The following is a 26488-nucleotide window of genomic DNA, read 5'->3' as shown; positions in this document are numbered from 1 at the left end:
CCCCATGTGCGGGGTACGCTACGATCACGGCCCACCAGACGGGCCGGAGAACGAAGAAGGAGACATCATGGGTGCTGTCTTGGAGCGAACGTCCCGGGCCGAGGTCGTCCCGCTGGGCGACGGATTCCACCGCGTGTCGACGCCGACCGCCGGGGTGATCGGGTTCGTGCACGAGAACGACGGTCTCTTCGAGGTGCTGCGTGGTCGAGTCCGGTCCGCCGTCCGACGTGAGGGTTCGTACCGCACGCTCGACGTCGCGGTGATCGCGCTCACCTACAGTTGAGCACGACGATCCACTGACGGACGCCCTCGGGCGACCGTCCTCGAGGCCTCGCCGTCGGCGGGGCCTCGCCTCTCTGTCCGCCCCCTCTCGTCGGAAGGCCGCCCGTGACCGTCGTCGGGTACGCCCGCATCTCGCGAGACGACCCGTCGTCCGACCGGCAGACGGAACGCCTCCGGGCCGGCGGGTGCGACCGGGTGTTCGTGGATCACGCCACCGGCACCAGGCAGTCCCGCCCCGAGTTCGCCAAGGCCATCGGCAGCCTGCGCGAGGGCGACGTCTTCGTCGTGACGAACGTCGACCGCATCGGCCGCTCGGTCGCCGAGCTGGTCGGCGTGATGGCGACCCTCGACGCGCTCGGCGTCGCCTTCCGCTCGATCGACGAGCAGATCGACGAGCTCAACGCCTACGGCCGCTTCTTCTTCCGCGTCACCGCCGCCCTGGCCCGCTTCGACGAGCAGGTCGGCGGCGAGCTGCACCGCGCCGAGACCCGCAAACGGCAGGAGGCGCGGGTCGCGCAGACCGCGAAGCCCCCGGTCTCGAGACGCCGCCTCGACGCGGCCCGCCAGCTGCGCGCCGAGGGAGCGAGCATGCGACAGGCCGCCGAGCACGTCGCCGTCCCCGAGCGCGTCCTGCGCCGCGAACTGGAGCGCGACGACGCCGACCGCGCCCGCCGCCAGCAGACCGACTGATCGAGCCCGACATCGGCATGGCCTCGGGTTCCGAGGCTGTCGCGAGGGGAGGACCGTCGCGAGAGCGACGCTGCCGCGAGAGCGGAGATGTGGTGCCCCCAGGCAGATTCGAACTGCCGCCCCTGCCTCCGGAGGGCAGTGCTCTATCCCCTGAGCTATGGGGGCCCAGGAACGTCGTCCAGGTTAGCAGCGAATCGGTCCGGCCTGGGACGACCTGACGGTGTGGGGGTGCATCGTGGGGGAGTGACCCAAGACGACCGCACCGACCGAGCCCGCCCCGACCGCACCGACCCGAGCGGACCGACCCTGCGAGATCGCCTCCGCTCGGCCAAGGTCTTCCACCCCGAGCTGCCCACCTTCGACGTCGACGACGTGGCCGACGACGCCGTCGACCAGTTCGTCTCGTGGCTCGTCGAGGCAGTCGACCAGGACGTCGCCCAGCCGCACGCCATGGTCATCTCGACCTCGTCGTCCGACGGCGACGTCACGGCCCGCACCCTGCTCCTCAAGGACGTCGACGACGGCGCCCTCTGGTTCGCCACCTCGTCGATCAGCCCGAAGGGTCGGCAGATCGCCGAGAACCCCCGGGTGGCCCTCACCCTCTACTGGCGTGAGCAGGGCCGTCAGGTCCGCGTGCTCGGTCGGGCGACGCCGGGCCCTCGCGGCGTCAGCGAGAAGGACTTCACCGCTCGCCACCCCGACTCCCGCGCTGTCGCGATGACGCAGCCGCAGAGCAGTCCGATCACCGACGAGGCCGAGACTCGTCGTCGCCTGGCCGAGGCCAAGGCGGCCATCGAATCCGACGACACCCTCGTGCCCGACGACTGGACGGCCTGGCGGGTGGACCCCACGTCGATCGAGTTCTGGCAGGCCACCACGGGCCGCGACCAGGTGCGCCTGCGGTACGACCGCGACGGCGACGGCTGGACCCGCGCCTCCTTGTGGCCCTGAGCGCCACGGCGGGCGTCGACGGCGCAACCGCGACCGAGGCCGCGTCGCGGACGTAACGCGGCGACACGCACCTAGCAGGCCTTCGGCCGCGACGGCAGCATGGTCGCATGACCTCGCACCGCGCCCCGTCGACCCGCCCGAGCGACCCCGCCGTCGCCTCGATGCGTCTCGCCGTCGTCGAGGTCACGAGGCACCGGCCGCAGGCCCCCGAGTACCACGCCTACGTCGACGACATGAATGTCCGGGTGAGGGCGACCGCCGAGGCCGCGGGCTGGCAGGCGACGCGCTTCGCCGCGGGCGACCTAGGCACCGACGACCTGCTGCGGCTGACCGTCGACGCCGACGCGATCGTCGTGCTCGGCGGTGAGGACCTCTCGCCCCACTTCTACGGAGGCGTGACCGGCTACCCGGGGGAGGGTCGCCACGACCCCGTGGCCGACGAGGCCCAACTCGCCGTCGTCCGCCGCGCGGTCGCCCGCCACACCCCGCTGCTGGGCGTCTGCCGCGGCCACCAGGTGATCAACGTCGCCCTCGGTGGAGACCTCGTGCAGCACTTGGACGACCACGACGGGCTGCACCGCACCCCCGAAGCCCCGGTCGACCAACTCATGCACCCGCACGCCGTCGGGCTCGAGCCCGGCAGTCGGCTCGCTCGGGCCCTCGGCGCCGAGCCTGTCGTGCAGAGCGCGCACCACCAGGCCGTCGGCCGCCTGGGCCGGGGCCTTCGCGTCGTCGGCCGCGCCTCCGACGGCACCGTCGAGGCCGTCGAGCACGACTCGGCCCCGGTCGTCGGCGTGCAGTGGCACCCCGAAGACAAAGGAGCCCCGGTCGGTCAGCTCGAGGCGTTGTTGGAGTCCCTGGCCGCCTCCGTCGAGGCGGGGCGCCTCGCCGCGACCGCCGCGTCGCGAACGGACGAGGAGGCGCTGGTCGCCTAGGTCGCGCCCCTCACCCGAGCGCGCCTCCCGCCCTCGGGCCTCCCGCCCTCGGTCTCAGCCGACCTGCTCCAGTGCGGAGAGCACGGCCGACACGACCGGCTCGGCGTCGCCGGGTTCGAGGAACGTCGTCGAGCGGGCCACGACGAAGGCCGGGGACGAGAACGCCTCGGCCGTGCCGATCTCGCCGGGGGTGTCGAAGTAGCCCTCGACGCCGAAGGTCGGCACCGAGTTGCTGGTGGCGACGAGCTCGTTGGCCAGTTCGTCGAGGCTGTCCGGGTCGAAGTGCGCGACACCGACCGTGACGGTGGCACCGGCGGAGTCATGCCACGTGCACGTCGTGCCGTCCGCGTCGGCCACCTGCTGCAGGGCCTCGCCGTCGCGGCTCTCGTCGCCGCTCGCGCTCTCGTCCGGCACGACCGCCAAGCCCGGGTACCAGGCCCCGAGCGAGCCGGTGTCGAGCAGGTCGTCGCAGTCGATCGTGAACGGAGTGCTCACGAGGTCGGGCGTCGGCGTCGCGGTCGGCGTCGCGCCGGCGGTCGCGGACGCCTGCGCACCCGACGTCGGCGTGGCGCTCGGTGCGGCCTGCGACGGGCCCGTGCAGGCCGTGAGGGACAGGGCGAGCGCACCCGTCACTACGAGGGTGCGCAGGACGACGGGGGAGCGGGTCGTGGCAGGGCTCATCCCTCCATCATCACCGACGACGGGCTCGTCGACGGCCCCCGGGCTGCCGGTAAGATCGACCCTCGTGACTCCCGCCGAACTCTCCACGTCCCTGCTCGCCGTCGTCCAGGGCGTCCTCGAGCGCCGAGGCACCGTCGACGTGCCGGTGACCGAGGGCGACGTGGCGCTCGAGCGGCCGAAGAACCGCGACCACGGTGACTGGGCCTCCAACGTGGCGATGAAGTTCGCCAAGCGCGTCGGCACGAGTCCGCGCGAGCTCGCCACCGAGATCGCCGCCGAGCTGGCCGAGGTCGACGGGGTCGCCGACGTCGACGTCGCGGGCCCCGGATTCATCAACATCCGCCTCGACGCCGCCGCCGCGGGTCTGCTCGCGCGCTCCATCGTCGAGCAGGGCGAGGCGTACGGCCGCGGCGACTACTACCGCGGTGTCACGATCGACCTCGAGTTCGTCTCGGCCAACCCCACCGGCCCGATCCACCTCGGCGGCGTGCGCTGGGCCGCGGTGGGCGACAGCCTGGCCCGCGTGTTCCAGGCCCAGGGTGCGCTCGTCACCCGCGAGTACTACTTCAACGACCACGGCGGGCAGATCGACCGCTTCGCACGCAGCCTGCTGGCGAGCTCGCTCGGCGAGCCCACCCCGGACGACGGCTACGGCGGGCAGTACATCGCCGAGATCGCCGCCCGCGTCCTGGCGACCTTCGACGGCGACGTGCGCGACCTGCCCCGTGACGAGGCGCAAGAGCTGTTCCGGTCGGTCGGCGTCGACTTCATGTTCGCCGACATCAAGTCCTCGCTGCACGACTTCGGCGTCGACTTCGACGTCTACTTCCACGAGAACTCGTTGCACGAGTCGAAGGCCGTCGAGCGCGCCGTCGCCCGCCTGCGCGAACTCGGCCACGTCTACGAGTCCGAGGGTGCGACCTGGCTGCGCACCACCGAGTTCGGCGACGACCGCGACCGCGTCATCGTCAAGAGCGACGGCGAGGCCGCCTACATCGCCGGCGACCTGGCCTACTACCTCGACAAGCGCGAGCGCGGCTTCGAGCGCAACCTGATCATGCTCGGCGCCGACCACCACGGCTACGTCGGTCGCATGATGGCGATGTGCGCGGCGTTCGGCGACGAGCCCGGCGTGAACCTCGAGATCCTCATCGGCCAGATGGTCAACCTGTTGCGCGACGGCGAGCCGATGCGCATGTCCAAGCGAGCGGGCACCGTCGTCACGATGGAGGACCTCGTCGACGCCGTCGGCGTCGACGCCGGCCGGTACTCGTTGGTCCGCAGCCCGGTGAACAGCTCGATCGACATCGACCTCGACCTGCTCACCAAGCGCAGCAACGACAACCCGGTCTTCTACGTCCAGTACGCCCACGCCCGCACCCGCGCGGTCGCCCGCAACGCCGAGGCGGCCGGGGTCACGCGTGACGCGTTCGACGCCTCGCTGCTCACGCACGAGACCGAGAGCGCCCTGCTCGGAGCCCTGTCCGAGCTGCCGCGCGTCGTCGTCCAGGCCGCCGAACTGCGGGAGCCGCACCGCGTGGCCCGCTACGTCGAAGAGCTCGCCGGCACCTACCACCGCTGGTACGACACCTGCCGCGTCACGCCGCTCGGCGACGACGAGGTCACCGACCTGCACCGCACCCGCCTGTGGCTCAACGACGCGGCTGGCCAGGTCATCCGCAACGGGCTCGGCCTGCTGGGCGTCTCGGCACCCGACCGCATGTGACCTCCCACGTCGCGCCTCCTCGGACTCGACCGCAGGAGGCGCGGCGTGAGCGATCCTCGCCGCCCGGCTGACAAGATGGCCCGATGAGCGACATCGACTCCGACTTCTTCGAGGCCAAGCCCGTCGCCCGCCGCCGGGGTCGGGGCTTCGGCATCTTCCTCTTCGTGCTGGTCGGTCTCGTGGTGGTCCTCGGCATCCTCGCCGTGGTCGCCGACCTCGTCGTCCGGACCGTCGCCGAGGACCAGGCCGAGAAGCAGATCTCGCAGCAGCTCGGTGACGCCGCCGGCCCCGTCGACGTGCAGATCGGCGGCTTCTCGATGCTCTGGCAGCTCGTGCAGGGCACCGTCGACCAGGCCACCATCTCGTCCGCCGGCTCGTCGGGTGGGCTCTCGTTCGACTTCGACGTCCGGGACGTCCCGACCGACCTGAGCGGTTCGACCGGCGCGATCACCGGCACGGTCACCGCCGACGCGGCGACCGTCAACGGTCTGGCGGCCGTGCAAGAGAGCGGAGGAGCGATCTCGTTCGGCGACGGGCAGGTCACCTACGCCCGCGACTTCACGATCCCGCTCGTGAACACGGTCGTCCCCGTGGACGTCGTCGCCACGCCCTCGATCACGAGCGAGGGCCGGGTCATCTCGCTCACGCCGACGACGGCGTCGCTCCGGGACACGTCGGTGTCGCTCGACCTCGCACCCTTCATCGGCGGCTACGCCTTCGACGTGTGTGCGGCGCAGTACCTGCCCCAGGGCACCACCCTGACCGGCGTCGACGTCACGTCGTCGGCGGCGACCCTCGACGTCACGTCGCCGGGCCTGCCGATCTCGTCCAGCGGCATCGGCACCAAGGGCTCCTGCTCCTGACCTCGCCTACGCCGTCGAGGGCGTCCCGACCGTGGCCGTCACGCCCGCCGGCGGTGGGTAGGCTCTGATGTCGTTCCCCGTCCTTCGAACCCCCGAGGTCCGCGTGTCCCCGAACCCCCTGGCCCCTGCCTGGCTCGTCGAGCCGACCGACGCCGACGCCCTCGATCCGGCGGTCTGGTCGGCCACGGCCCAGCGGTCGCCCGACGGCGAACTCGTGCTCGGCGGCGTCACCGCCTCCGACCTCGTGGCGTCGTTCGGCACCCCGCTGTACGTCCTCGACGAGGACGACGCCCGCACCCGGGCCGTCGAGGCCGTCCGCTCGTTCGAGCGCGAGGCCGCCCGCATCGGCACGACGGCGACGGTCTACTACGCCGCCAAGGCGTTCCTCTCGGCCGAGGTCGCCCGCTGGGTGGCCGAGGCGGGCATGGCCGTCGACATCTGCACCGGTGGCGAGTTCGCCGTCGCCCGGGCCGCAGGTGTCGACCCGGCCCGCATGGGGTTCCACGGCAACAACAAGTCGCTCGCCGAGATCGATCGCACCGTCGAGGCCGGCATCGGCACCGTCGTCCTCGACAACGCTGCCGAGGTCGGCCGGGTCGCCGCGGCGGCCGAGCGTCACGGGCGCGTCCAGCGCGTGCGCCTCCGGGTCAACTCGGGCGTGCACGCCTCCACCCACGAGTACCTCGCCACCGCCCGTGAAGACCAGAAGTTCGGCGTCCCGCTCTCCGAGACCGCCGAGATCGTCGGCTCGATCCGACGGCAGCCCTCACTCGAATTCGTGGGACTGCACTCGCACATCGGTTCACAGATCTTCGGTTCGGACGGCTTCGCCGAGGCCGCCCGTCGCCTGCTCGCCGTGCACGCCGACCTGCTCGCGACCGGCCCGGTCCCCGAGCTCAACCTCGGCGGCGGTTTCGGCATCGCCTACACGAGCGCCGACGACGCCCGCCCGCTCGACGACCTCGCCGTCGCCCTGGTCGACATCGTGCAGGCCGAGTGCCTCCGCCTCGGCGTCGACGTGCCGCTCCTCGCGGTCGAGCCCGGGCGCGTCATCGTGGGCCCCGCCGGCACCACGCTCTACGAGGTCGGCACCATCAAGGACGTCACGGTCACCTCCGACGAGGGCACCGCGGTGCGACGGTACGTCAGCGTCGACGGGGGCATGAGCGACAACGCACGGACGGCCCTCTACGCGGCCGACTACTCCGTGCGCATCGCGAACCGCACCTCCTCGGCTCCGCCCGCGCTCGTGCGCGTGGCCGGCAAGCATTGTGAGAGCGGCGACCTCGTCGTGCTCGCGGACTACCTCCCCGGCGACGTCGCCCCGGGCGACCTGCTCGCCGTGCCCGCCACCGGCGCCTACTGCCACAGCCTCGCGAGCAACTACAACCACGTCGGGCGTCCCCCCGTCGTCGCCGTCCGTGACGGCCGGGCCCGCGTGATCGTCCGGGGCGAGAGCGAGGCCGACCTCCTGGCCCGCGACGCCGGCCTCGACTGATCGACCCGCGCCTCCTGACCTCGTGCGAGCACCGCACCCCGACGACGAAGCACCCGAGAACGGACTGACATGATCGAATACCGCAACGTGAGGGTCGCCCTGCTGGGCGCCGGCTCGGTGGGGTCGCAGGTGGCGCGGCTGCTGCTCGAGCAGGGCGACGACTTCGCCGGGCGCGCGGGCGCCGGACTCGAGCTCGTCGGCATCGGCGTGCGCGACGTCGACGCGCCCCGCGACGTCGACCTGCCGCGCGAACTGTTCACGACCGACGTCGAGTCGCTCATCGTCGGTGCCGACATCGTCGTCGAGCTGATCGGCGGACTCGAGCCGGCCCGCAGCTACGTGCTGCAGGCCCTCAACTCGGGGGCCGACGTCATCACGGGCAACAAGGCCCTGCTCGCGAGCCACGGCACCGAACTCTTCGACGCCGCCGAGCAGGTCGGCGCGCAGGTCTACTACGAGGCCGCGGTGGCCGGGGCCATCCCGATCATCCGCCCGTTGCGCGACAGCCTCGCCGGCGACCGCGTCCAGCGCATCATGGGCATCGTCAACGGCACGACCAACTTCATCCTCGACCGAATGGACACCGACGGCTCGAGCCTCGAGGACGCCCTCGCGACGGCCACGGCCCTGGGGTACGCCGAGGCCGACCCCACGGCCGACATCGAGGGCTACGACGCGGCTCAGAAGGCCGCCATCCTGGCCAGCCTCGCCTTCCACACGGCCGTCCCCCTCGCCGCCGTGCACCGCGAAGGCATCACCTCGGTCACGCACGACCAGGTGGTCGCCGCGCGCAAGGCCGGGTACGTCGTGAAGATCCTCGCGATCTGCGAACGCCTGGTCGACGACGACGGAGTCGAGGGCGTCAGCGCCCGCGTCTACCCGGCGCTCGTGCCGTTGAGCCACCCGCTCGCGGCCGTGCACGGAGCCAAGAACGCCGTCTTCGTCGAGGCGGAGTCGGCCGGCGACCTCATGTTTTACGGTGCCGGCGCCGGGGGAGTCGAGACGGCGTCCGCCGTGCTGGGCGACCTCGTCTCGGCCGCTCGACGGCACGTCATCGGAGGCCCCGGCGTCGCCGAGTCGACCCACGCGAACCTGCCCGTCCTGCCGATCGGCCGTGTGTCGACCCGGTACCAGATCACGCTCGACGTGGCGGACCAGCCGGGTGTGCTCGCCGAGGTCGCCGGGGTGCTCAGCGACCACGGCGTGAGCGTCCACAGCGTCGAGCAGACGTCGGGTGCGACGCCGGGCGTCACGGTCGAGGGTGACGCCGTGGCCACCGCTACGCTGATCATCGGCACCCACCGGGCGCGCGAGTCCGACCTCGCCGCGACGGTGACCGCCCTGAAGAACGCCACGGTCGTGAACTCCGTCACGAGCGTGCTGAGAGTCGAAGGAGCCTGATGGCCCACCAGTGGCAGGGTGTCCTGCGCGAATACGCCGACCGTCTCGACGTCACCGACGCCACCCCGATCGTCACGCTGGGCGAGGGCGGCACGCCGCTGATCCCGGCTCCGGCCCTGTCGAACCGCACGGGTGCCAAGGTCTACGTCAAGTACGAGGGCATGAACCCGACCGGTTCCTTCAAAGACCGCGGCATGACGATGGCCATCTCGAAGGCCGTCGAGCACGGTGCCAAGGCCGTCATCTGCGCCTCCACGGGCAACACGTCGGCCTCGGCCGCCGCCTACGCCGCCCACGCCGGCATCACGGCCGCCGTGCTCGTGCCCGAGGGCAAGATCGCCATGGGCAAGCTCAGCCAGGCCGTCGCGCACGACGGCCAGCTGTTGCAGATCCAGGGCAACTTCGACGACTGCCTCGACATCGCGCGCGACCTCGCCGCGAACTACCCGGTGCACCTGGTCAACTCGGTCAACAACGACCGCATCGAGGGGCAGAAGACCGGTGCGTTCGAGGTCGTCGACGTGCTCGGCGACGCCCCCGACTTCCACTTCATCCCGGTCGGCAACGCCGGCAATTACACCGCCTACACGCGCGGCTACCGCGAGGACCTCGAGATCGGTCGCGCCACCAAGCTGCCGCGCATGTTCGGATTCCAGGCCGCCGGCTCCGCGCCCATCGTCGCGGGTGAGGTCGTCAAGGCCCCCGAGACCATCGCCAGCGCGATCCGCATCGGCAACCCCGCCTCGTGGCAGCTCGCCCTCGAGGCGCGCGACCTGACCGACGGCTGGTTCGGCGCCATCACCGACGAGGCCATCCTCGCCGCGCAGAAGATCCTCTCGGCCGAGGTCGGCGTGTTCGTCGAGCCCGCGTCGGCCATCAGCGTCGCCGGTCTGCTCGAGCGAGCGGACGCCGGGGTCATCCCCGCCGGCGCCACCGTGGTGCTCACCGTCACCGGCCACGGCCTGAAAGACCCCCAGTGGGCCCTGCGTCGCGCCGACGGCAGCGACGTGCAGCCGACCGTGGTCGCGAGCGACACGGCCCGGGTGGCCGAGGTGCTCGGTCTCGCACCGGCCTCTGCATGACCTCCGGGGTCGTCGGGCGCTCGGTGCTGGTCAAGGTCCCCGCGACCTCGGCCAACCTCGGTCCCGGCTTCGACACGCTGGGCCTCGCGCTCTCGCTCTACGACGAGCTCGAGGTCACGGCTACCGATGAGCCAGGGGTCTCGGTCGAGGTCACGGGCGTCGGGGCCGGTCAGGTGCCCACCGACGGGTCGAACCTCGTCGTCCAGGCCGTCGCCGCGGCGTTCGCCTCGGTCGACGTCCCCTTGCCCGGGCTTCGCCTCCGGGCTCGCAACGCCATCCCGCACGGCCGGGGACTCGGGTCGTCCGCGGCCGCGATCGTCTCGGGCATCATGGCCGCCAAGGGGCTCCTCGAGGGCACGGTCGAGCTCGACTCGGCGGCGTTGCTCGCCCTGGCGACCGAGATGGAGGGGCACCCCGACAACGTGGCGCCGGCGCTGTTCGGCGGCCTCACGATCGCGTGGATGAACTCGCACGGTCCGTCGCACAAGCGCCTGCTCGTGCACCGTGGGGTCTCGCCCGTGGTGTTCGTGCCCGAGTCGACCCTCTCGACCAAACTGGCCCGCAGCCTGCAGCCCGCCTCCGTCCCGCACGAGGACGCCACGTTCAACGTGTCGCGGTCGGCGCTGCTGGTGGCGGCGCTCGTGCAGAGTCCCGAGTTGCTGCTCGCGGCCACCGAGGACCGCCTGCACCAGAGCTACCGCGCCAGCGCCATGCCCGAGACCGACGCCCTCATCCGCATGCTCCGTGACGCCGGGCTCGCGGCCGTCGTCTCAGGTGCCGGTCCCTCGCTCCTGGTGCTCGGCAGCGACCCGGCACAGCGCCTGTTCGCCGCCGAACTGGTGCGCGAACACGCCGTCTCGGCGTGGCGTCCCTTGATGCTGGCCGTCGATCTCAAAGGTGCTACAGTGGTGCCGCACCCGGTAGAAAACTCAGATTTCCTGGGCATCTAGCTTCGTCCCCGCCGTTCTTCGTGGGGGCTTCCGCGTGGGGTCACAAGTCTTCGAGTCCCCGGGTCGCACATCCCGTAGTGCACATCTAGCAGTGTTCGTCTGCCGATCTGGTCGGCGCGCACCGCACCTCCCAGGCCTCCTGCTCATCCCGAGCAGCTGCTCGTTCAGGGCAGAACCGGCACAGGGTCGCCCCCTCGGGGCGAACCCGATCAGTGCAGGTCCGAGGCCACGAGGTGTGACCAGCTCTGCCCCGCCGATCAACGCGGGGGAGCGAAAGGAACCCATCACTCGTGACTGACGTCCAGAACGGCGCCGCTGCGCCGTCCACGCCCGAACTCACCGCCATGCGCCTGCCCCAGCTGCAGGCCCTCGCCTCGTCGCTCGGCATCAGCGGCATCTCGAAGCTGCGCAAGGGCGACCTCGTCGCCGCCATCGCGGCGAAGCAGGGCGAGGGGGCCGCCGTCGAGGTCGCCCCCCAGCCGACGCTCGACGGGGTCGTCGACGCCGGCGTCCCGGCCTCGGTCGAGACCGCTGTCGCCGAGGGCGCCGCGGCTGCCGTGGTCGAGGCGGCCACCGAGCCCGCCCAGGCACCGACCCGCGCCCGCCGCGGCTCGCGTCGGGCCACGTCCGCGGCCGGGGCTCCCGAGTCCCGTACCGCCGGCGAGCACGTCAACGCCGGCGAGACCGGTGTCGCCCCTCTCGTCGAGGTTCCCGCCACCGAAGCCGCCACCGTCGAGGCCCCCGCCGCCGAGCAGGCTCCGACCGAGCAGGCTCCGACCGAGCCGGTCGCCGCCTCCGAGCGCCCGTCCCGCCGACGTGGCTCGCGCCGCGCCTCCGACGCGTCCGTGGCCGCCGACGCGGCGCAGCCCGGTGCGTCGGTCGAGGCCCCGGCCACCGACGAGTCGGCGTCCACCGAGACGGCTCCGACCGCGTCCACCGACGAGGTCGGCTCCGACCAGCAGGGCCAGAACGACCAGCAGGTGTCCGACCCGGTCCAGTCCGAGCAGCAGGGCGGCGACCAGCAGAACGGTGGCCAGCAGGGTGGCGGCCGCCGCAGCCGCAACCGCAACCGCGGCAAGGGTGGCCAGCAGCAGGCCCAGGCAGACCAGAACGGTGGCCAGCAGAACGGCGCTCAGAAGGCCGATGCACAGCAGAACGGCCAGCAGCGTGGCGACCAGCAGCAGAACGGCCAGCAGCGCAGCGAGCAGCAGCGCGCGGACCAGAAGGCCGAGCAGCAGGCCCAGCGTGAGGCCGGCGAGAAGAACGACGCCGCCCGCGGTGAGCAGTCCGGCAACGGCCCGCAGTCCGGCGGACAGAACGACGAGGGCGGCCGACAGGGTCGTGGCCGTCAGCGTGACCGCAAGCGTGGCCGTGGTGGTCAGAACGACGACGTCGAGCCCGAGATCGGCGAGGACGACGTCCTCATCCCCGTCGCGGGCATCCTCGACGTCCTCGAGAACTACGCCTTCGTGCGCACCACGGGCTACCTGCCCGGTGCGAGCGACGTCTACGTCTCGCTCGGCCAGGTCAAGAAGTACCACCTGCGCAAGGGCGACGCGGTCGTCGGCGCCATCCGTCAGCCCCGTGAGGGCGACCAGGGCCAGGGGCGCCAGAAGTACAACGCGATCGTCCGGATCGACTCGATCAACGGCCAGCCCGTCGACGAGGCGGCCAAGCGCGTCGAGTTCAGCAAGCTGACCCCGCTCTACCCCCAGGAGCGCCTCCGTCTCGAGACCGAGCCCCAGAAGCTCTCGACCCGCATCATCGACCTCGTGTCGCCGATCGGCAAGGGGCAGCGCGGTCTCATCGTCTCGCCGCCCAAGGCGGGCAAGACCCTCGTGCTGCAGTCGATCGCCAACGCCATCGCGATCAACAACCCCGAGGTGCACCTCATGGTCGTGCTCGTCGACGAGCGCCCCGAAGAGGTCACCGACATGCAGCGCACGGTCAAGGGCGAGGTCATCGCCTCGACCTTCGACCGTCCCGCCGAAGACCACACCACGGTCGCCGAGCTGGCCATCGAGCGCGCCAAGCGCCTCGTCGAGCTGGGCCACGACGTCGTCGTGCTGCTCGACTCGATCACGCGTCTCGGCCGGGCGTACAACCTGGCCGCACCCGCGTCGGGTCGCATCCTCTCGGGTGGCGTCGACTCGTCCGCCCTGTACCCGCCGAAGCGCTTCTTCGGCGCGGCGCGCAACATCGAGAACGGCGGTTCGTTGACCATCCTCGCGACCGCCCTCGTCGAGACCGGTTCGAAGATGGACGAGGTCATCTTCGAGGAGTTCAAGGGCACCGGCAACATGGAGCTCCGCCTGTCGCGCCACCTGGCCGACAAGCGCATCTTCCCCGCCGTCGACGTGAACGCCTCGGGCACGCGACGTGAAGAGATGCTGCTCAGCCCCGACGAGGTCAAGATCACCTGGCGCCTGCGCCGGGCCCTGGCCGGACTCGACCAGCAGCAGGCCCTCGAGATCGTCCTGCGCAACCTGCGCGAGACGCAGTCGAACGTCGAGTTCCTCGTCCAGGTCCAGAAGTCGGTCCCCGCCTCGAACGGACACGACTCCGGCCACAAGGAGCACTGAGCGTGTTCGAGTCGGTGGCCGTGCTGCTGGCCGAGCACGACGACCTGCAGACGCAGCTCAGCGATCCGGCCGTCCACGCCGACGCCGCCCGGGCCAAGAAGATCAACCGCCGCTACGCCGAGCTCAGCCGCATCGTGGCTGCCCACTCGGCGTGGCAGCAGGCGGGTGAAGACCTCGAGGCCGCGCGCGAACTCGCGAAAGAGGACGAGGCGTTCGCCGACGAGGTGCCCGGCCTCGAGCAGGCGCTCGACGAGTCCCAGGAACGCTTGCGGCGCCTCCTGATCCCGCGCGACCCGGACGACGGGCGCGACGTGATCATGGAGATCAAGGGCGGGGAGGGCGGGGCCGAGAGCGCCCTGTTCGCGGCCGACCTGCTGCGCATGTACCTGCACTACGCCGAGTCGAAGGGCTGGAAGTCCGAGATGATCGCGAGCGACGACTCCGACCTCGGCGGCTACAAGAACGTGCAGGTCGCGCTCAAGTCGAACGCGTCCGACCCCTCGCAGGGCGTCTGGGCGCACCTCAAGTACGAGGGCGGCGTGCACCGCGTGCAGCGGGTGCCGGCGACCGAGTCGCAGGGGCGCATCCACACCTCGACCACGGGCGTGCTCGTGTTCCCCGAGGTCGACGAGCCCGAAGAGGTCGACATCAACCAGAACGACCTCAAGATCGACGTCTACCGGTCGAGCGGCCCCGGCGGACAGTCGGTCAACACGACCGACTCCGCCGTCCGCATCACCCACCTGCCCACGGGCATCGTGGTCGCGATGCAGAACGAGAAGAGCCAGCTGCAGAACCGCGAGGCCGGCATGCGCGTCCTGCGGGCCCGCATCCTGGCCCGTCAGCAAGAAGAGCAGGCGGCCATCGCGTCGGACGCCCGCAAGAGCCAGATCCGGGGAATGGACCGGTCGGAGCGCATCCGCACCTACAACTTCCCCGAGAACCGCATCGCCGACCACCGCACCGGCTACAAGGCGTACAACCTCGACGCGGTCATGGACGGTGCGCTCGACCCCGTGGTCGAGTCGTGCATCCAGGCCGACGAAGAGGCGCGTCTCGCCGAGATCGGCGACACCGCGTCGTGACCGACGCGATCGCCACGGCCTTCGACGGCGTGACGACGGTCGACGCGGCCCTCCGGGTCGCATCGGCCGTCCTCGCCGACGTCGGGGTGCCGTCGCCCGACGTCGACGCCGAACTCCTGCTCGCGCACGTCACGGGCCTGGCCAGGGGAGCCGTCCGGGCGAGGGCCGTCACCGCGGCGCCGTTGACGACGGACGAGCAGGAGGCGCTGGTCGCCGTCATCACGCGCCGCGCCTCCCGCGAGCCACTGCAGCACATCACGGGGCGGGCGTCCTTCCGACACCTCGAGCTGCACGTGGGGCCCGGCGTCTTCGTCCCGCGGCCCGAGACCGAAGGCGTCGCGCAACTGGCGATCGACGCCCTCCGCGCCGTGCCGGACGCGTCACCCGTCGCCGTCGATCTCGGAACCGGCAGCGGTGCCCTCGCGTTGGCGATGGCCTCCGAGGTGCCGACGGCGAACGTCACCGCCGTCGAGCTGTCTCCCGAGGCGGCGGTGTGGACCCGTCGCAACATCGCCGCGGTGGGCGTCGACAACGTGCGCCTCGTCGAGGGCGACCTCGCCGACGCCCTTCCCGAACTCGACGGCACGGTCTCGGTCGTGGTGTCGAACCCGCCGTACGTGCCCGTGGGCATGATCCCGCGCGACCCCGAGGTGCGCCTCCACGATCCCTCTCTCGCCCTGTACGGCGGCGAGGACGGCCTCGACCTCGTCCGGGCGCTGTCCCTCACCGCCCGACGACTCCTGCGCCCCGGGGGAGTGCTGGTCATCGAGCACGGCGAGCTCCAAGGAGGCGCGATCCGCGACCTCCTGACGGCCGACGGATGGCGGTCCCCGGCCACGCATCCCGACCTCACCGATCGCGACCGGGCCACGACGGCGGTGCGCTGACCGGGTTCTCCCGGTCCGTCGCACTATCATCGTCAGGTCATGGCCACTTTTCACGACTGCTCCGTCGACTCCGAACTGCTCGCCGGCATGCGCATGGCGCGCGGTGCCATCGGGCGAGGCGAGCTCGTCGTCCTGCCGACCGACACGGTGTACGGCGTCGCGGCCGACGCGTTCGATCCGACCGCCGTCCAGCGCCTGCTCGACGCCAAGGGTCGTGGCCGTCAGTCACCGCCTCCGGTGTTGATCAAGGGGCAAGAGACCCTCGCCGCGCTCACCGACCGGGTGCCCGAGGTCGTCCGTCCGTTGCTCGACGAGTTCTGGCCCGGCCCGCTCACGGTGATCTTCCGTGCGCAGGCGTCGCTCAGCTGGGACCTCGGCGAGACGCGCGGCACCGTCGCCCTGCGCGTGCCGAGCCACCGGATCGCCCTCGAGCTGCTCGAAGAGACCGGCCCGCTCGCGGTGTCGAGCGCCAACCTCACCGGCCGACCCGCTGCCGAGTCGGCGGGCGACGCGCGTCGCATGCTCGGCGACTCGGTGTCGGTCTACCTCGACGACGGCCCCGCGGGCACGTCGTACGAACACCGGGTCGGCGCCAACACGGGGTCGACGATCGTCGACGCCACGGGGGGTGCCGACGGGGTTCTGCGCATCGTGCGCCACGGCGTCCTGTCCGACGCCGACATCATCCGCGTCGTCGGGGTCGACGCCCTCGCGTGAGGTACTACCTCCTCGCGCTGGCGATCTCGGCGGCGGTCAGCTTCGTGCTGTCCGTCGTCGTCTGGCGGGTGGGTCTCAAGTACCGCCTCTATCCCAAGATCCGCGAGCGTGACGTCCACCAGACGCCGACGCCACGACTCGGGGGCATCGCGATGTGGGCGGGCATCGTCGTGGCGCTGCTCGCGGCGTGGTTCGTCTTCCCGCTGATCTCGGGAGTCGACTACTTCCGTCTCGTCTTCGCCGACGCGGGGCCTCCGTTGGCCATCATCGGAGCCGCCACGATCATCGTCGTCATCGGAGTCGTCGACGACCTGTACGACCTCGACTGGATGACCAAGCTCGCGGGTCAGATCATCGCCGCCGGCGTCCTCGCCTGGCAGGGCGTGCAACTCGTCTCGCTGCCCATCGGCGGCAGCCTGGCCATCGGCTCGCCGTACATGTCCCTCGTTCTCACGGTCCTGACGATCGTCCTCGTGATGAACGCCGTCAACTTCATCGACGGTCTCGACGGCCTCGTGGCCGGTGTCGCCATCATCGCCAACGGCGTCTTCTTCGTCTACAGCTTCGTCATCTCGATCACCATCGGCCAGACCGAGTACTTCAACCTCGCGGCCCTGCTCTCGGCCGTGCTCATCGGAGCCTGTCTCGGCTTCCTGCCGCTGAACTGGCACCCGGCCAAGCTCTTCATGGGCGACGCGGGCGCGCTGCTCACCGGCCTCGTCATGGCGACGAGCGCGATCTCGGTCACCGGGCAGATCGATCCGGCCGGGATCTCCCGGACGGCCCTGCTGCCGGCATTCATCCCGATCATCCTGCCGTTCGCGATCCTCGTCGTGCCGTTGCTCGACTTCGGCCTGGCCGTCCTCCGACGACTGAGCGCCGGCAAGTCCCCGTTCACCGCGGATCGCAAGCACCTGCACCACCGCCTGCTCGACATGGGGCACTCACACTTCCAAGCCGTCCTGATCTTCTACGCCTGGACGATCGTGGCGGCCGTCGGGGGTCTCATGTTCCTCTTCGTCAAGCCGACCTACCTGGTCGCCGTGTTCCTCGGCGTCGGGTTGGTCGCCTGCACCGCTGCCACGTTGTCGCCGCTCAGCCGCCGCAAGAGGGTCGAGATCGCCGTCCAGACGACCCGCACGGATGAACTCTCGACGACGGAGTCCGACCGGTTCGACCCGCTCGACGCCGCCTCGGACGTCCTCGATCCGCACGACACCGACACCGCGGCCGAGGCCGTGGTGCCCGAACTGACGAACCCGAAGGACCACCCATGAACGCCAGCTCGATCTTCACCCAGATCCTGAAGTACACGGGCCTGCTCGCCCTCGTCATCGCCGTGGTCGGAGGGGGGCTCGGCTACCTCTTCGCCGGCACCGACGGCCTGTGGAGCGCCCTCGTCGGGGTGGGGCTCGCGATCCTCTTCGCGGCGATCACGGCCGCGAGCATGCTGGTGGCGATCCGGTTCACTCTCGGGGCGTTCTTCGGCATCGTGATGGGTGCCTGGTTGCTCAAGCTGGTCATCTTCATCGTGTTGCTCGTCGTGCTGCGTGACCAGCCGTTCGTGAACGACGTGGTGCTCTTCCTGGCCCTCGTCGTCTCGATCATCGGCACGCTCGCGGTCGACGCCCTCGTGGTCGTCCGGGGGCGCCTGGCGTACGTCAGCGACGCGGCGCTGCCCCCTGCTCCCCAGGACTGACGGTCATGCGTGCACACGGTGAAAATACCTCGACCGATTCGTGCAAGCAACCATTACCTTGATAGGGTTGGCAGCGTTCCCCGGCCGCGTCTCCAGCGTGCACGGATGACAAACCCCACCAATCGTCGCGACACTTCAGGGTGCTCGCCCCGACACAGGAGATAGCGCTGATAGCGAACGCTGTGAACCTGCTCTCCGCTGCCGAAGCCGGCCACGGGGACGGGGGATTCCACGCCCCGACTCTTGACGAGTTCTTCCCTCCCGCCATCTTCTTCGAGGGCACCCCCTTCGAGCTGAACCGCATCATGCTGGTCCGCCTCTTCGCGATCGCCGTCATGTTGCTGCTGTTCTGGCTGGCCCTGCGCAAGGGACGGCTCATCCCGTCCCGTGGGCAGAGCATCGCAGAGCTGGGCCTCGACTTCGTCCGCATCCAGATCGTCGAGGAGATCCTCGGCGAGAAGCTCGGACGCAAATACCTGCCGTTGCTGGCGGCGATGTTCTTCGGCATCTTCGCCATGAACATCACGGGCATCATCCCGGGTCTCAACATCGCGGGCACCTCGGTGATCGCCATGCCGCTGCTCCTGGCGGTCGTGGCGTACATCATGTTCATCTACGCGGGCTTCCGTGAGGCCGGCGGAGCGACGTTCCTGCGCAACGCCCTCTTCCCGCCCGGTGTGCCGTGGGTCATGTACATCCTGCTGACGCCCATCGAGTTCATCAACATCTTCATCGTGCGGCCGATCTCGCTGGCCCTCCGACTCCTCTTGAACATGATGGTCGGCCACCTCCTGCTGGTGCTCTGCTTCGCGGCGACGCACTTCTTCTTCTTCAGCATGAGCGGGGGCTTCATGGCCTTCGGCGCTCTCACCCTCATCGGTGGCTTCGTGATGACCATCGTCGAGATGGCCGTCGCCGTGCTGCAGGCCTACGTCTTCACGCTCCTCGCCTCGGTCTACATCCAACAGGCCGCGGCGAAAGAACACTAAATACAGACGACGCACGTCATCCGACGTGCATCGCCCAACCGGAAGGAAACACAAGTGGACACCACCACGATCCTCGCTGAGATCAACGGCAACATCGCGACCGTCGGCTACGGCCTCGCTGCGATCGGCCCCGGCATCGGTATCGGCATCGTCGCGGGCAAGACCGTCGAGGCCATGGCTCGCCAGCCCGAGCTGGCCGGCCGCCTCCAGGTCACGATGTTCCTCGGCATCGCGTTCACCGAGCTGCTGGGCTTCATCGGCCTCGCCGCCGGCTTCATCTTCTCCTGATCAGTTAGGACGACACACCGATGATCGAGACGATCCTCGCGGCCGAGGGTGGTGCGCCCGAAGGCGCCGCCATCTTCTTCCCCGCTGGTTACGACATCCTCTGGTCCTTGGTCGTCTTCGTGGTCATCGCCGCGTTCTTCGGGCTCTTCGCGATCCCCAAGTTCCGCAGGATCCTCGACGAGCGTGCCGAGCGCATCGAAGGCGGCATCAAGCACGCCGAGGCCGCACAGGCCGAGGCTGCCAAGGCCCTCGACGAATACAAGAAGCAGCTGGCCGACGCTCGTGCCGAGGCGGCCCGCATCCGTGAGGCCGCGCGCGCCGAGGGCAACGAGATCATCGCCGAGCTCAAGCAGCAGGCGCAGGCCGATGCCGACCGCATCACCGCCTCTGCCCACGCGCAGATCGAGGCCGAGCGTCAGGCCGCCGTGGCCTCGCTCCGGTCCGAAGTCGGCTCGCTGGCGATCGACCTCGCGTCGGGCGTCATCGGTGAGTCGCTGAGCGACGATGCCAAGGCCTCGGCCGTGGTCGACCGCTTCCTCGCCGACCTCGAGGCGGACGAGAACGCTAAGGCGGGCAACTGACGATGGGTTCCATGTCCCGAGAAGCACTCGGTTCGGCGCGGTCGGTCCTCTCCGACCTCGGCGGGTCGGTCGACCTGACGACGGGTGAGCAACTGCTCGACGCCGGCCGGGTCGTCGGCGGCTCCGTTCAGCTGCAGTCGTACCTCGCCGACCCCGCCGTCGACGTCACGACGAAGAAGCAGCTGCTCGACCGGCTCTTCGGGTCGTTCTCCGAGTCGACACGAGCGGTGCTCGTGTCGGTCGTCGGCAGCCGCTGGTCGTCGTCCGACGATCTGCTCGCCGGCATCGAAGAGGTCGCCTTCCGGGCGATCGCGTCGACCACCCCGGCCGACAGCAGCATCGAGAACGAGTTGTTCGCCTTCGACGCCGCCGTTCGCACGGACGCGCAACTCGAACTGGCCATCGGCTCCAAGCTGGGCGACCCGGACGCGAAGGCGGCCCTGGTCCAGCGTCTCCTCGGAGGCAAGGCCAGCCCTCAGACGATCGCCATCGCCATGCACCTGGTGCGACAGCCTCGCGGTCGTCGCATCGGCGAGTTGTTGCGTCATGCGGCCGACGTCGTCGCCGACCAGTCCGACCAACTCGTCGCCACCGTCACGAGTGCCGTCCGTCTCGACGAGGCCCACGTCACACGACTGCAGCACGGTTTGGCCAGGCAGTTCGGGCGTAGCCTGCGCATCAACCAGGTCATCGATTCCGCCGTCGTCGGCGGTCTCCGGGTCCAGGTGGGCGACGAGGTCATCGACGGCACCGTCGCGACCAAGCTCAGCCTGCTCCGCCTGCAGCTCGCCGGCTAGTCACGCTCTCACACACAGACTCGAGGCCTCCCGAAGCCTCGCTACGAATAGGAATCACAATGGCAGACATCAAGATCAGCCCGGATGAGATTCGCGACGCGCTGAAGGACTTCGTCTCGTCGTACGACCCTTCGAAGGCCTCGACCACCGAGGTCGGCCACGTCACGGACGCAGCCGACGGCATCGCTCACGTCGAGGGGCTCCCCGGCGTCATGGCCAACGAGCTCATCCGCTTCGCGGACGGCACGCAGGGCCTGGCCCAGAACCTCGACGAAGACGAGATCGGCGCCATCGTGCTCGGCGAGTTCTCCGGCATCGAAGAAGGCATGGAGGTCACCCGCACGGGTGAGGTCCTGTCCGTCCCCGTCGGCGACGGCTACCTGGGTCGCGTCGTCGACCCGCTGGGTGCTCCCATCGACGGTCTCGGCGACATCGCCACCGAAGGACGCCGCGCCCTCGAGCTGCAGGCTCCCGGCGTCATGCAGCGCAAGTCGGTCCACGAGCCCATGCAGACCGGCATCAAGGCGATCGACGCCATGATCCCCGTCGGACGTGGCCAGCGTCAGCTCATCATCGGCGACCGCCAGACCGGCAAGACGGCCATCGCGATCGACACGATCATCAACCAGAAGGCCAACTGGGAGTCCGGCGACGAGAACAAGCAGGTCCGCTGCATCTACGTCGCCATCGGCCAGAAGGGCTCGACGATCGCCTCGGTCAAGGGCGCCCTCGAAGAAGCCGGAGCCATGGAGTACACGACGATCGTCGCCGCTCCCGCCTCGGACCCCGCCGGCTTCAAGTACCTCGCCCCGTACACCGGTTCGGCCATCGGCCAGCACTGGATGTACAGCGGCAAGCACGTCCTCATCATCTTCGACGACCTGTCGAAGCAGGCCGAGGCCTACCGTGCCGTCTCGCTCCTCCTGCGCCGTCCGCCGGGACGCGAGGCCTACCCGGGTGACGTCTTCTACCTGCACTCGCGTCTCCTCGAGCGTTGCGCGAAGCTGTCCGACGAGCTGGGCGCCGGTTCCATGACGGGTCTGCCCATCATCGAGACCAAGGCCAACGACGTGTCGGCGTACATCCCGACCAACGTCATCTCGATCACCGACGGTCAGATCTTCCTGCAGTCGGACCTCTTCAACGCCAACCAGCGTCCTGCGGTCGACGTCGGCATCTCGGTGTCGCGCGTCGGTGGTGACGCCCAGGTCAAGTCGATCAAGAAGGTCTCGGGCACCCTGAAGCTCGAGCTCGCCCAGTACCGTTCGCTCGAGGCCTTCGCGATGTTCGCGTCCGACCTCGACGCGGCGAGCCGCCGTCAGCTCGCACGTGGTGCTCGTCTGACCGAGCTCCTCAAGCAGCCGCAGTACTCGCCGTACCCGGTCGAGGACCAGGTCGTCTCGATCTGGGCCGGTACCAACGGCAAGCTCGACGAGGTCCCCGTGCCCGACATCCTGCGCTTCGAGCGGGAACTTCTCGACTACATGGGTCGCAACACGTCCGTGTTGTCCGATCTCCGTGAGAAGAACGTCCTGACGGACGAGATCGTCGCAGCTCTCGAGAGCGGCATCGACTCGTTCAAGCAGGAGTTCCAGACCGGTGAGGGCAAGCCCCTCGCTTCGGTGGGACGCGAAGAGTTCGAGGCCACCGACGCCGACGACGTCAACCAGGAGAAGATCGTCAAGACGAAGCGCTGACGCGCCCGTTCGACGTTCACGACTGACGAGACAACAGGAGAGTAATGGGAGCCCAACTCCGGGTCTACCGGCAGAGGATCCGCTCTGCGCAGACGACCAAGAAGGTCACTCGCGCGATGGAGCTCATCTCGGCCTCGCGCATCCAGAAGGCGCAAGCCCGGATGAAAGCCTCCGGGCCGTACTCGCGGGCCATCACGCGTGCGGTGTCGGCCGTGGCGACGTTCTCGGACGTCGACCACGTGCTGACCACCGAGCCCGAGACGGTCGAACGTGCCGCGATCGTCGTGTTCACGTCCGACCGCGGTCTCAACGGTGCGTTCAGCTCGAACACGTTGAAAGAGAGCGAGCAGCTCGCACAACTGCTGCGGAGCCAGGGCAAAGAGGTCGTCTATTACCTCGTGGGTCGCAAGGCCCAGGGGTACTTCGCCTTCCGACGTCGTGACGCCGAGCAGGTGTGGACCGGCAACACCGACCAGCCCGAGTTCGCCACGGCGAAAGAGATCGGCGACGCGGTCGTGTCCAAGTTCCTCACCGAGGCGGCCGAGGGCGGCGTGGACGAGATCCACATCGTCTACAACCGCTTCGTGAACATGGTCAGCCAGGTCCCCGAGGTCGTCCGTCTGCTTCCCCTCGAGGTCGTCGAGGGCATAGAAGAGCCCGGCGAGGACGAGGTCCTCCCGCTGTACGACTTCGAGCCCGACCCGACCGAGGTCCTCGACGCCTTGTTGCCGGTCTACATCGAGAGCCGCATCTTCAACGCCATGCTGCAGTCGGCCGCTTCCGAGCACGCCGCCCGTCAGAAGGCCATGAAGGCAGCCAGTGACAACGCCGACACCCTCATCCGCGACTTCACCCGCCTGGCCAACAACGCGCGCCAGGCCGAGATCACGCAGCAGATCTCCGAGATCGTGGGCGGCGCAGACGCCCTCGGGTCGGCCAAGTAGAGCTCTGCACCACAGCATCATCATCCGAAGAGAGAGAAGCCATGACTGACACCGCAACCGCACCGGTCGCGACCGAGTCGGCTCCCGGCGTCGGGCGCATCGCCCGGGTCACGGGCCCCGTCGTCGACATCGAGTTCCCGCACGATGCCATCCCCGGCGTCTACAACGCGCTGACCACGAAGATCACCATCGGTGACACGACCACGCAGATCACGCTCGAGGTCGCCCAGCACCTCGGCGACGACCTCGTCCGTGCCATCGCCCTCAAGCCCACCGACGGCATCGTCCGCGGGCAAGAGGTCATCGACACCGGCGCCCCCATCTCCGTGCCCGTCGGTGACGTCACCAAGGGCAAGGTCTTCAGCGTCACGGGCGAGATCCTCAACCTCGAGGGTGACGAGACCGTCGAGATCACCGAGCGTTGGCCGATCCACCGCAAGCCCCCGAAGTTCGACCAGCTCGAGTCGAAGACCCAGCTCTTCGAGACGGGCATCAAGTCCATCGACCTCCTGACGCCTTACGTGCAGGGCGGCAAGATCGGCCTCTTCGGTGGTGCGGGCGTCGGCAAGACCGTCCTCATCCAAGAGATGATCCAGCGTGTCGCCCAGGACCACGGCGGTGTGTCGGTGTTCGCCGGTGTCGGCGAGCGTACCCGTGAGGGCAACGACCTCATCGCCGAGATGGACGAGGCGGGCGTGTTCGACAAGACCGCCCTGGTCTTCGGCCAGATGGACGAGCCGCCGGGAACCCGTCTCCGCGTCGCGCTCTCGGCCCTCACCATGGCCGAGTACTTCCGTGACGTGCAGAAGCAGGACGTGCTGCTCTTCATCGACAACATCTTCCGCTTCACGCAGGCCGGTTCCGAGGTCTCGACCCTTCTCGGTCGCATGCCCTCGGCCGTGGGTTACCAGCCCAACCTCGCCGACGAGATGGGAGTGCTCCAGGAGCGCATCACCTCGACGCGTGGTCACTCGATCACCTCGCTGCAGGCGATCTACGTGCCGGCCGACGACTACACCGACCCGGCCCCCGCGACGACCTTCGCGCACCTCGACGCGACCACCGAGCTGTCGCGCGAGATCGCGTCGCAGGGTCTCTACCCCGCGATCGACCCGCTGACGTCGACCAGCCGCATCCTCGACCCCCGTTACCTGGGCCAGGCTCACTACGACACGGCCATCCGGGTCAAGGCCATCCTGCAGAAGAACAAAGAGCTGCAAGAGATCATCGCCATCCTCGGTGTCGACGAGCTGTCCGAAGAGGACAAGATCACGGTGTCGCGTGCCCGTCGCATCCAGCAGTTCCTCTCGCAGAACACCTACATGGCGAAGAAGTTCACCGGTGTCGAGGGGTCGACCGTCCCGCTGAAGGACACCATCGAGTCCTTCACCGCCATCGCCGACGGCGAGTTCGACCACGTCGCCACGCAGGCGTTCTTCAACGTCGGTTCCATCTCGGACGTCGAAGAGAAGTGGGCTCAGATCCAGAAGGAGAACGGCTGATCGTGGCTGCTCTCACTGTCAGCGTCGTCTCGGCCGACCACGAGGTGTGGTCGGGCGAGGCATCGTCGATCGTCGCTCGCACCGCCGAGGGTGAGATCGGAATCCTTCCCGGTCACGAGCCGATCCTTGCCATCCTGGCCTCAGGCCAGGTGAGGGTCCGGTTGTCCGACGGCACCACCGTCGAAGCGACCGCCGACGACGGCTTCCTCTCCGTCGAGAACGACACCGTGACGGTCGTCGCGCGCAACGCGCAACTCAACTGATCACCTGTCGTCTGCACCACCGAGCTCCATGCTGTTCCTGCTGCCCCCGTCCGAGACCAAACTCGACGGGGGCAGCGTCGGTTCACGGCTCGATGTGGCGGCACTGTCGTTCGACGGACTCGAGGGCCCTCGCCGCGCCTCCTTGGCCCTGCTCGACGAGATGTCGGAGGACGTCTCGGCGGCCGCCGTCGCCCTCAAGCTCGGACCCACCCAGGCGCACGAGGTCGAGCGCAACCAGCGTGTGGAGGTGTCGCCCACGATGCCGGCTCTGGCGCGCTACACGGGCGTCCTCTTCGATCCCCTCGGCGTGGCACTGCTCGGTGCCGACGCATGGAGCTGGGCCCACCGACACGTGGTGGTGCACTCGGCCCTGTTCGGTTTGCTCCGGGCCGGCGACGAGATCCCGGCCTACCGGCTGTCGCACGATTCCAAGCTGCCTCGGACGTCGTTGAAGAAGCTCTGGCGCGGGCCGGTGTCCGACGTGCTGGCCGACGTCGACGAATTCGTCGTCGACCTGCGATCGGAGGGATACGTCGGCCTCGGGCCGACAGGTCCCCGATCGACGTACGTCCGGGTCGTCTCGGACGCGGGCGACCGACGTCGGGCCCTCAACCACTTCAACAAGAAGAGCAAGGGGTTGTTCGTCCGGGCTCTCCTGGCGGATCGCCCCGAACTGTCCGACATCGACGACCTGACGCACTGGGCCCGCGGTCGGGGCTTCGTGCTCGAGCCAGGGGACGAGACCGTCCTCGTGGCCGAGTCGGTCCTCGAGGCATCGGTCTGATCGTCGGCCGAACGACCTGTCGCCGTCCCCGGCTCAGTCGAGGGGCACAGGACCGTCTCGGAACGCGATGCCCTCGTGGCGGAGGAGCCACTTCTTCGTCTCGACACCTGCACCGACGGTGTAGCCGGTGACTCCGCCCGTCCGACCGAGCACGCGGTGGCAGGGGACGAGCAAGGGCAGCGGGTTCGCCGCGACGGCTCCACCGACGGCTCGCCCGGCCCGGGGGTTGCCGAAGGTCCCGCCGAGCCGTCCGTAGGTCGTGGCCCGTCCCCACTCGACGTCCAGCAGCGCGGACCAGACCGAGCGCTGGAAACTCGAACCGACCAGGCGGAGCGGGAGGTCGAAGCGGGTGCGCACCCCTTCGAAGTAGCCGTCGACCTGTCGTCGGGCGGCATCGAGCAGACTGTCGGGCCGTTCGGGTTGATCGTCGTGGGGCAGCACGCCGTCGCGCTCGATCGCCAGACCCTCGACGGCGAAGTGCCGGCTGACGATCTCGATGCGTCCGACGGGGGAGTCGAGCCGGACCAGTCCCGGCGGCTCGTCGTCGCTGGCTCGGCCGGGCGGCAGCGGGGGCACGAGGACGAGGTCGGTCATGGCGTCACGCTAGGGCCGGA

General features: G+C 69.7%; 27 protein-coding genes and 1 tRNA gene. 25 read left to right on the top strand and 3 right to left on the bottom strand.

The genetic code is table 11. The features are described from left to right. The first annotated feature begins 67 nt into the window (after positions 1–67). Together AC1MBW_RS00400 and AC1MBW_RS00395 are read left to right on the top strand one after the other, a co-directional pair. Positions 68–283, top strand: a complete 216-nt coding sequence (locus AC1MBW_RS00400; protein WP_152970190.1) for a hypothetical protein — start codon at positions 68–70, stop codon at positions 281–283. 104 nt (positions 284–387) lie between these two features. Next, positions 388–972 carry a recombinase family protein gene (locus AC1MBW_RS00395; RefSeq protein WP_480025076.1) on the top strand — a complete coding sequence of 195 codons (585 nt, stop codon included), beginning with the start codon at positions 388–390 and terminating at the stop codon, positions 970–972. A 90-nt stretch (positions 973–1062) separates the two neighbouring features. Here the strand turns inward: AC1MBW_RS00395 and AC1MBW_RS00390 are convergent. Then, a tRNA-Arg gene (locus tag AC1MBW_RS00390) sits at positions 1063–1137 on the bottom strand. A gap of 78 nt (positions 1138–1215) precedes the next feature. On the opposite strand from AC1MBW_RS00390, the gene AC1MBW_RS00385 reads away from it, so the two are divergent. Next, positions 1216–1923, top strand: a complete 708-nt coding sequence (locus AC1MBW_RS00385; protein WP_480025075.1) for a pyridoxine/pyridoxamine 5'-phosphate oxidase — start codon at positions 1216–1218, stop codon at positions 1921–1923. A gap of 107 nt (positions 1924–2030) precedes the next feature. Next, a complete protein-coding gene (locus AC1MBW_RS00380; protein ID WP_480025074.1) occupies positions 2031–2858 on the top strand; it encodes a gamma-glutamyl-gamma-aminobutyrate hydrolase family protein in 828 nt (275 codons plus the stop codon). Between the two features lie 54 nt (positions 2859–2912). Here AC1MBW_RS00380 and AC1MBW_RS00375 read toward each other — a convergent pair whose 3' ends face one another. Continuing rightward, on the bottom strand, positions 2913–3539 hold the full coding sequence (locus tag AC1MBW_RS00375; protein WP_480025073.1) for a hypothetical protein: 627 nt from the start codon (positions 3537–3539) through the stop codon (positions 2913–2915). 64 nt (positions 3540–3603) lie between these two features. On the opposite strand from AC1MBW_RS00375, the gene argS reads away from it, so the two are divergent. From argS to AC1MBW_RS00270, 21 genes are all read left to right on the top strand, one after another. Beyond that, entirely contained in the window at positions 3604–5265 is a 1662-nt protein-coding gene (argS, locus tag AC1MBW_RS00370) for an arginine--tRNA ligase (protein ID WP_480025072.1), read from the top strand. Between the two features lie 83 nt (positions 5266–5348). Further along, positions 5349–6128, top strand: a complete 780-nt coding sequence (locus AC1MBW_RS00365; protein WP_480025071.1) for an LmeA family phospholipid-binding protein — start codon at positions 5349–5351, stop codon at positions 6126–6128. 67 nt (positions 6129–6195) lie between these two features. Continuing rightward, positions 6196–7626, top strand: a complete 1431-nt coding sequence (gene lysA / locus AC1MBW_RS00360) for a diaminopimelate decarboxylase (RefSeq protein ID WP_480025070.1) — start codon at positions 6196–6198, stop codon at positions 7624–7626. Positions 7627–7695: 69 nt separating this feature from the next. Beyond that, positions 7696–9027, top strand: a complete 1332-nt coding sequence (locus AC1MBW_RS00355; protein WP_054145792.1) for a homoserine dehydrogenase — start codon at positions 7696–7698, stop codon at positions 9025–9027. Continuing rightward, on the top strand, positions 9027–10109 hold the full coding sequence (thrC, locus tag AC1MBW_RS00350; RefSeq protein WP_054145791.1) for a threonine synthase: 1083 nt from the start codon (positions 9027–9029) through the stop codon (positions 10107–10109). The genes AC1MBW_RS00355 and thrC overlap by 1 nt, the downstream gene beginning before the upstream one ends. Further along, positions 10106–11059 (top strand): homoserine kinase, encoded by a 954-nt coding sequence (gene thrB, locus AC1MBW_RS00345; protein WP_054145790.1) that lies wholly within the window; start codon positions 10106–10108, stop codon positions 11057–11059. Before thrC ends, thrB begins: the two co-directional genes overlap by 4 nt. A 290-nt stretch (positions 11060–11349) precedes the next feature. After that, positions 11350–13641, top strand: a complete 2292-nt coding sequence (gene rho / locus AC1MBW_RS00340; RefSeq protein WP_480025069.1) for a transcription termination factor Rho — start codon at positions 11350–11352, stop codon at positions 13639–13641. A 2-nt stretch (positions 13642–13643) separates the two neighbouring features. Beyond that, a complete protein-coding gene (gene prfA / locus AC1MBW_RS00335) occupies positions 13644–14726 on the top strand; it encodes a peptide chain release factor 1 (protein ID WP_480025068.1) in 1083 nt (360 codons plus the stop codon). Then, positions 14723–15613: a peptide chain release factor N(5)-glutamine methyltransferase gene (gene prmC / locus AC1MBW_RS00330; RefSeq protein WP_480025067.1), complete on the top strand. Its 891-nt coding sequence runs from the start codon at positions 14723–14725 to the stop codon at positions 15611–15613. Before prfA ends, prmC begins: the two co-directional genes overlap by 4 nt. 39 nt (positions 15614–15652) lie before the next feature. Then, positions 15653–16330, top strand: a complete 678-nt coding sequence (locus tag AC1MBW_RS00325) for an L-threonylcarbamoyladenylate synthase (RefSeq protein ID WP_054145787.1) — start codon at positions 15653–15655, stop codon at positions 16328–16330. After that, complete coding sequence (locus AC1MBW_RS00320; protein ID WP_054145786.1) at positions 16327–17607, top strand: MraY family glycosyltransferase; 1281 nt, start codon at positions 16327–16329, stop codon at positions 17605–17607. The genes AC1MBW_RS00325 and AC1MBW_RS00320 overlap by 4 nt, the downstream gene beginning before the upstream one ends. Then, on the top strand, positions 17604–18029 hold the full coding sequence (locus AC1MBW_RS00315) for a Cg1360 family ATP-synthase-associated protein (RefSeq protein ID WP_054145785.1): 426 nt from the start codon (positions 17604–17606) through the stop codon (positions 18027–18029). Before AC1MBW_RS00320 ends, AC1MBW_RS00315 begins: the two co-directional genes overlap by 4 nt. Positions 18030–18211: 182 nt before the next feature. Next, a complete protein-coding gene (gene atpB / locus AC1MBW_RS00310; protein ID WP_043594504.1) occupies positions 18212–19018 on the top strand; it encodes a F0F1 ATP synthase subunit A in 807 nt (268 codons plus the stop codon). 54 nt (positions 19019–19072) lie between these two features. Further along, positions 19073–19306, top strand: a complete 234-nt coding sequence (gene atpE / locus AC1MBW_RS00305; protein ID WP_043594505.1) for an ATP synthase F0 subunit C — start codon at positions 19073–19075, stop codon at positions 19304–19306. Positions 19307–19326: 20 nt separating this feature from the next. Next, positions 19327–19887 (top strand): F0F1 ATP synthase subunit B, encoded by a 561-nt coding sequence (locus AC1MBW_RS00300; protein ID WP_054145784.1) that lies wholly within the window; start codon positions 19327–19329, stop codon positions 19885–19887. 2 nt (positions 19888–19889) lie between these two features. Next, positions 19890–20684, top strand: coding sequence for a F0F1 ATP synthase subunit delta (locus tag AC1MBW_RS00295; protein ID WP_054145783.1), 795 nt, complete (start codon positions 19890–19892; stop codon positions 20682–20684). A gap of 59 nt (positions 20685–20743) precedes the next feature. Next, positions 20744–22381, top strand: coding sequence for a F0F1 ATP synthase subunit alpha (gene atpA / locus AC1MBW_RS00290; RefSeq protein ID WP_054145782.1), 1638 nt, complete (start codon positions 20744–20746; stop codon positions 22379–22381). A gap of 44 nt (positions 22382–22425) precedes the next feature. Further along, positions 22426–23325, top strand: coding sequence for a F0F1 ATP synthase subunit gamma (locus AC1MBW_RS00285; RefSeq protein WP_043594511.1), 900 nt, complete (start codon positions 22426–22428; stop codon positions 23323–23325). 41 nt (positions 23326–23366) lie between these two features. Continuing rightward, positions 23367–24827, top strand: coding sequence for a F0F1 ATP synthase subunit beta (gene atpD / locus AC1MBW_RS00280; RefSeq protein WP_043594513.1), 1461 nt, complete (start codon positions 23367–23369; stop codon positions 24825–24827). A 2-nt stretch (positions 24828–24829) separates the two neighbouring features. After that, positions 24830–25090, top strand: coding sequence for a F0F1 ATP synthase subunit epsilon (locus AC1MBW_RS00275; protein WP_043594515.1), 261 nt, complete (start codon positions 24830–24832; stop codon positions 25088–25090). A gap of 28 nt (positions 25091–25118) precedes the next feature. Further along, on the top strand, positions 25119–25874 hold the full coding sequence (locus AC1MBW_RS00270; RefSeq protein ID WP_054145781.1) for a YaaA family protein: 756 nt from the start codon (positions 25119–25121) through the stop codon (positions 25872–25874). Between the two features lie 33 nt (positions 25875–25907). Here the strand turns inward: AC1MBW_RS00270 and AC1MBW_RS00265 are convergent, their stop codons facing one another. Further along, entirely contained in the window at positions 25908–26468 is a 561-nt protein-coding gene (locus tag AC1MBW_RS00265) for a methylated-DNA--[protein]-cysteine S-methyltransferase (RefSeq protein ID WP_480025066.1), read from the bottom strand. Positions 26469–26488: the final 20 nt, after the last annotated feature.

This window comes from Frigoribacterium sp. AP1 (assembly GCF_056680555.1).
This window is presented reverse-complemented; position numbering and strand designations above follow the sequence as displayed.

Excerpts from the sequence above, each read along its gene's own strand:
- AC1MBW_RS00375 (WP_480025073.1), bottom strand. The coding sequence starts at position 3,539 with ATGAGCCCTGCCACGACCCGCTCCCCCGTCGTCCTGCGCACCCTCGTA.
- AC1MBW_RS00325 (WP_054145787.1), top strand. The coding sequence starts at position 15,653 with ATGGCCACTTTTCACGACTGCTCCGTCGACTCCGAACTGCTCGCCGGC.
- AC1MBW_RS00400 (WP_152970190.1), top strand. The coding sequence starts at position 68 with ATGGGTGCTGTCTTGGAGCGAACGTCCCGGGCCGAGGTCGTCCCGCTG.
- AC1MBW_RS00355 (WP_054145792.1), top strand. The coding sequence starts at position 7,696 with ATGATCGAATACCGCAACGTGAGGGTCGCCCTGCTGGGCGCCGGCTCG.
- AC1MBW_RS00295 (WP_054145783.1), top strand. The coding sequence starts at position 19,890 with ATGGGTTCCATGTCCCGAGAAGCACTCGGTTCGGCGCGGTCGGTCCTC.
- AC1MBW_RS00285 (WP_043594511.1), top strand. The coding sequence starts at position 22,426 with ATGGGAGCCCAACTCCGGGTCTACCGGCAGAGGATCCGCTCTGCGCAG.
- AC1MBW_RS00265 (WP_480025066.1), bottom strand. The coding sequence starts at position 26,468 with ATGACCGACCTCGTCCTCGTGCCCCCGCTGCCGCCCGGCCGAGCCAGC.
- thrC (WP_054145791.1), top strand. The coding sequence starts at position 9,027 with ATGGCCCACCAGTGGCAGGGTGTCCTGCGCGAATACGCCGACCGTCTC.
- thrB (WP_054145790.1), top strand. The coding sequence starts at position 10,106 with ATGACCTCCGGGGTCGTCGGGCGCTCGGTGCTGGTCAAGGTCCCCGCG.
- lysA (WP_480025070.1), top strand. The coding sequence starts at position 6,196 with ATGTCGTTCCCCGTCCTTCGAACCCCCGAGGTCCGCGTGTCCCCGAAC.
- AC1MBW_RS00380 (WP_480025074.1), top strand. The coding sequence starts at position 2,031 with ATGACCTCGCACCGCGCCCCGTCGACCCGCCCGAGCGACCCCGCCGTC.
- AC1MBW_RS00365 (WP_480025071.1), top strand. The coding sequence starts at position 5,349 with ATGAGCGACATCGACTCCGACTTCTTCGAGGCCAAGCCCGTCGCCCGC.
- AC1MBW_RS00270 (WP_054145781.1), top strand. The coding sequence starts at position 25,119 with ATGCTGTTCCTGCTGCCCCCGTCCGAGACCAAACTCGACGGGGGCAGC.
- AC1MBW_RS00300 (WP_054145784.1), top strand. The coding sequence starts at position 19,327 with ATGATCGAGACGATCCTCGCGGCCGAGGGTGGTGCGCCCGAAGGCGCC.
- atpA (WP_054145782.1), top strand. The coding sequence starts at position 20,744 with ATGGCAGACATCAAGATCAGCCCGGATGAGATTCGCGACGCGCTGAAG.
- atpD (WP_043594513.1), top strand. The coding sequence starts at position 23,367 with ATGACTGACACCGCAACCGCACCGGTCGCGACCGAGTCGGCTCCCGGC.
- AC1MBW_RS00315 (WP_054145785.1), top strand. The coding sequence starts at position 17,604 with ATGAACGCCAGCTCGATCTTCACCCAGATCCTGAAGTACACGGGCCTG.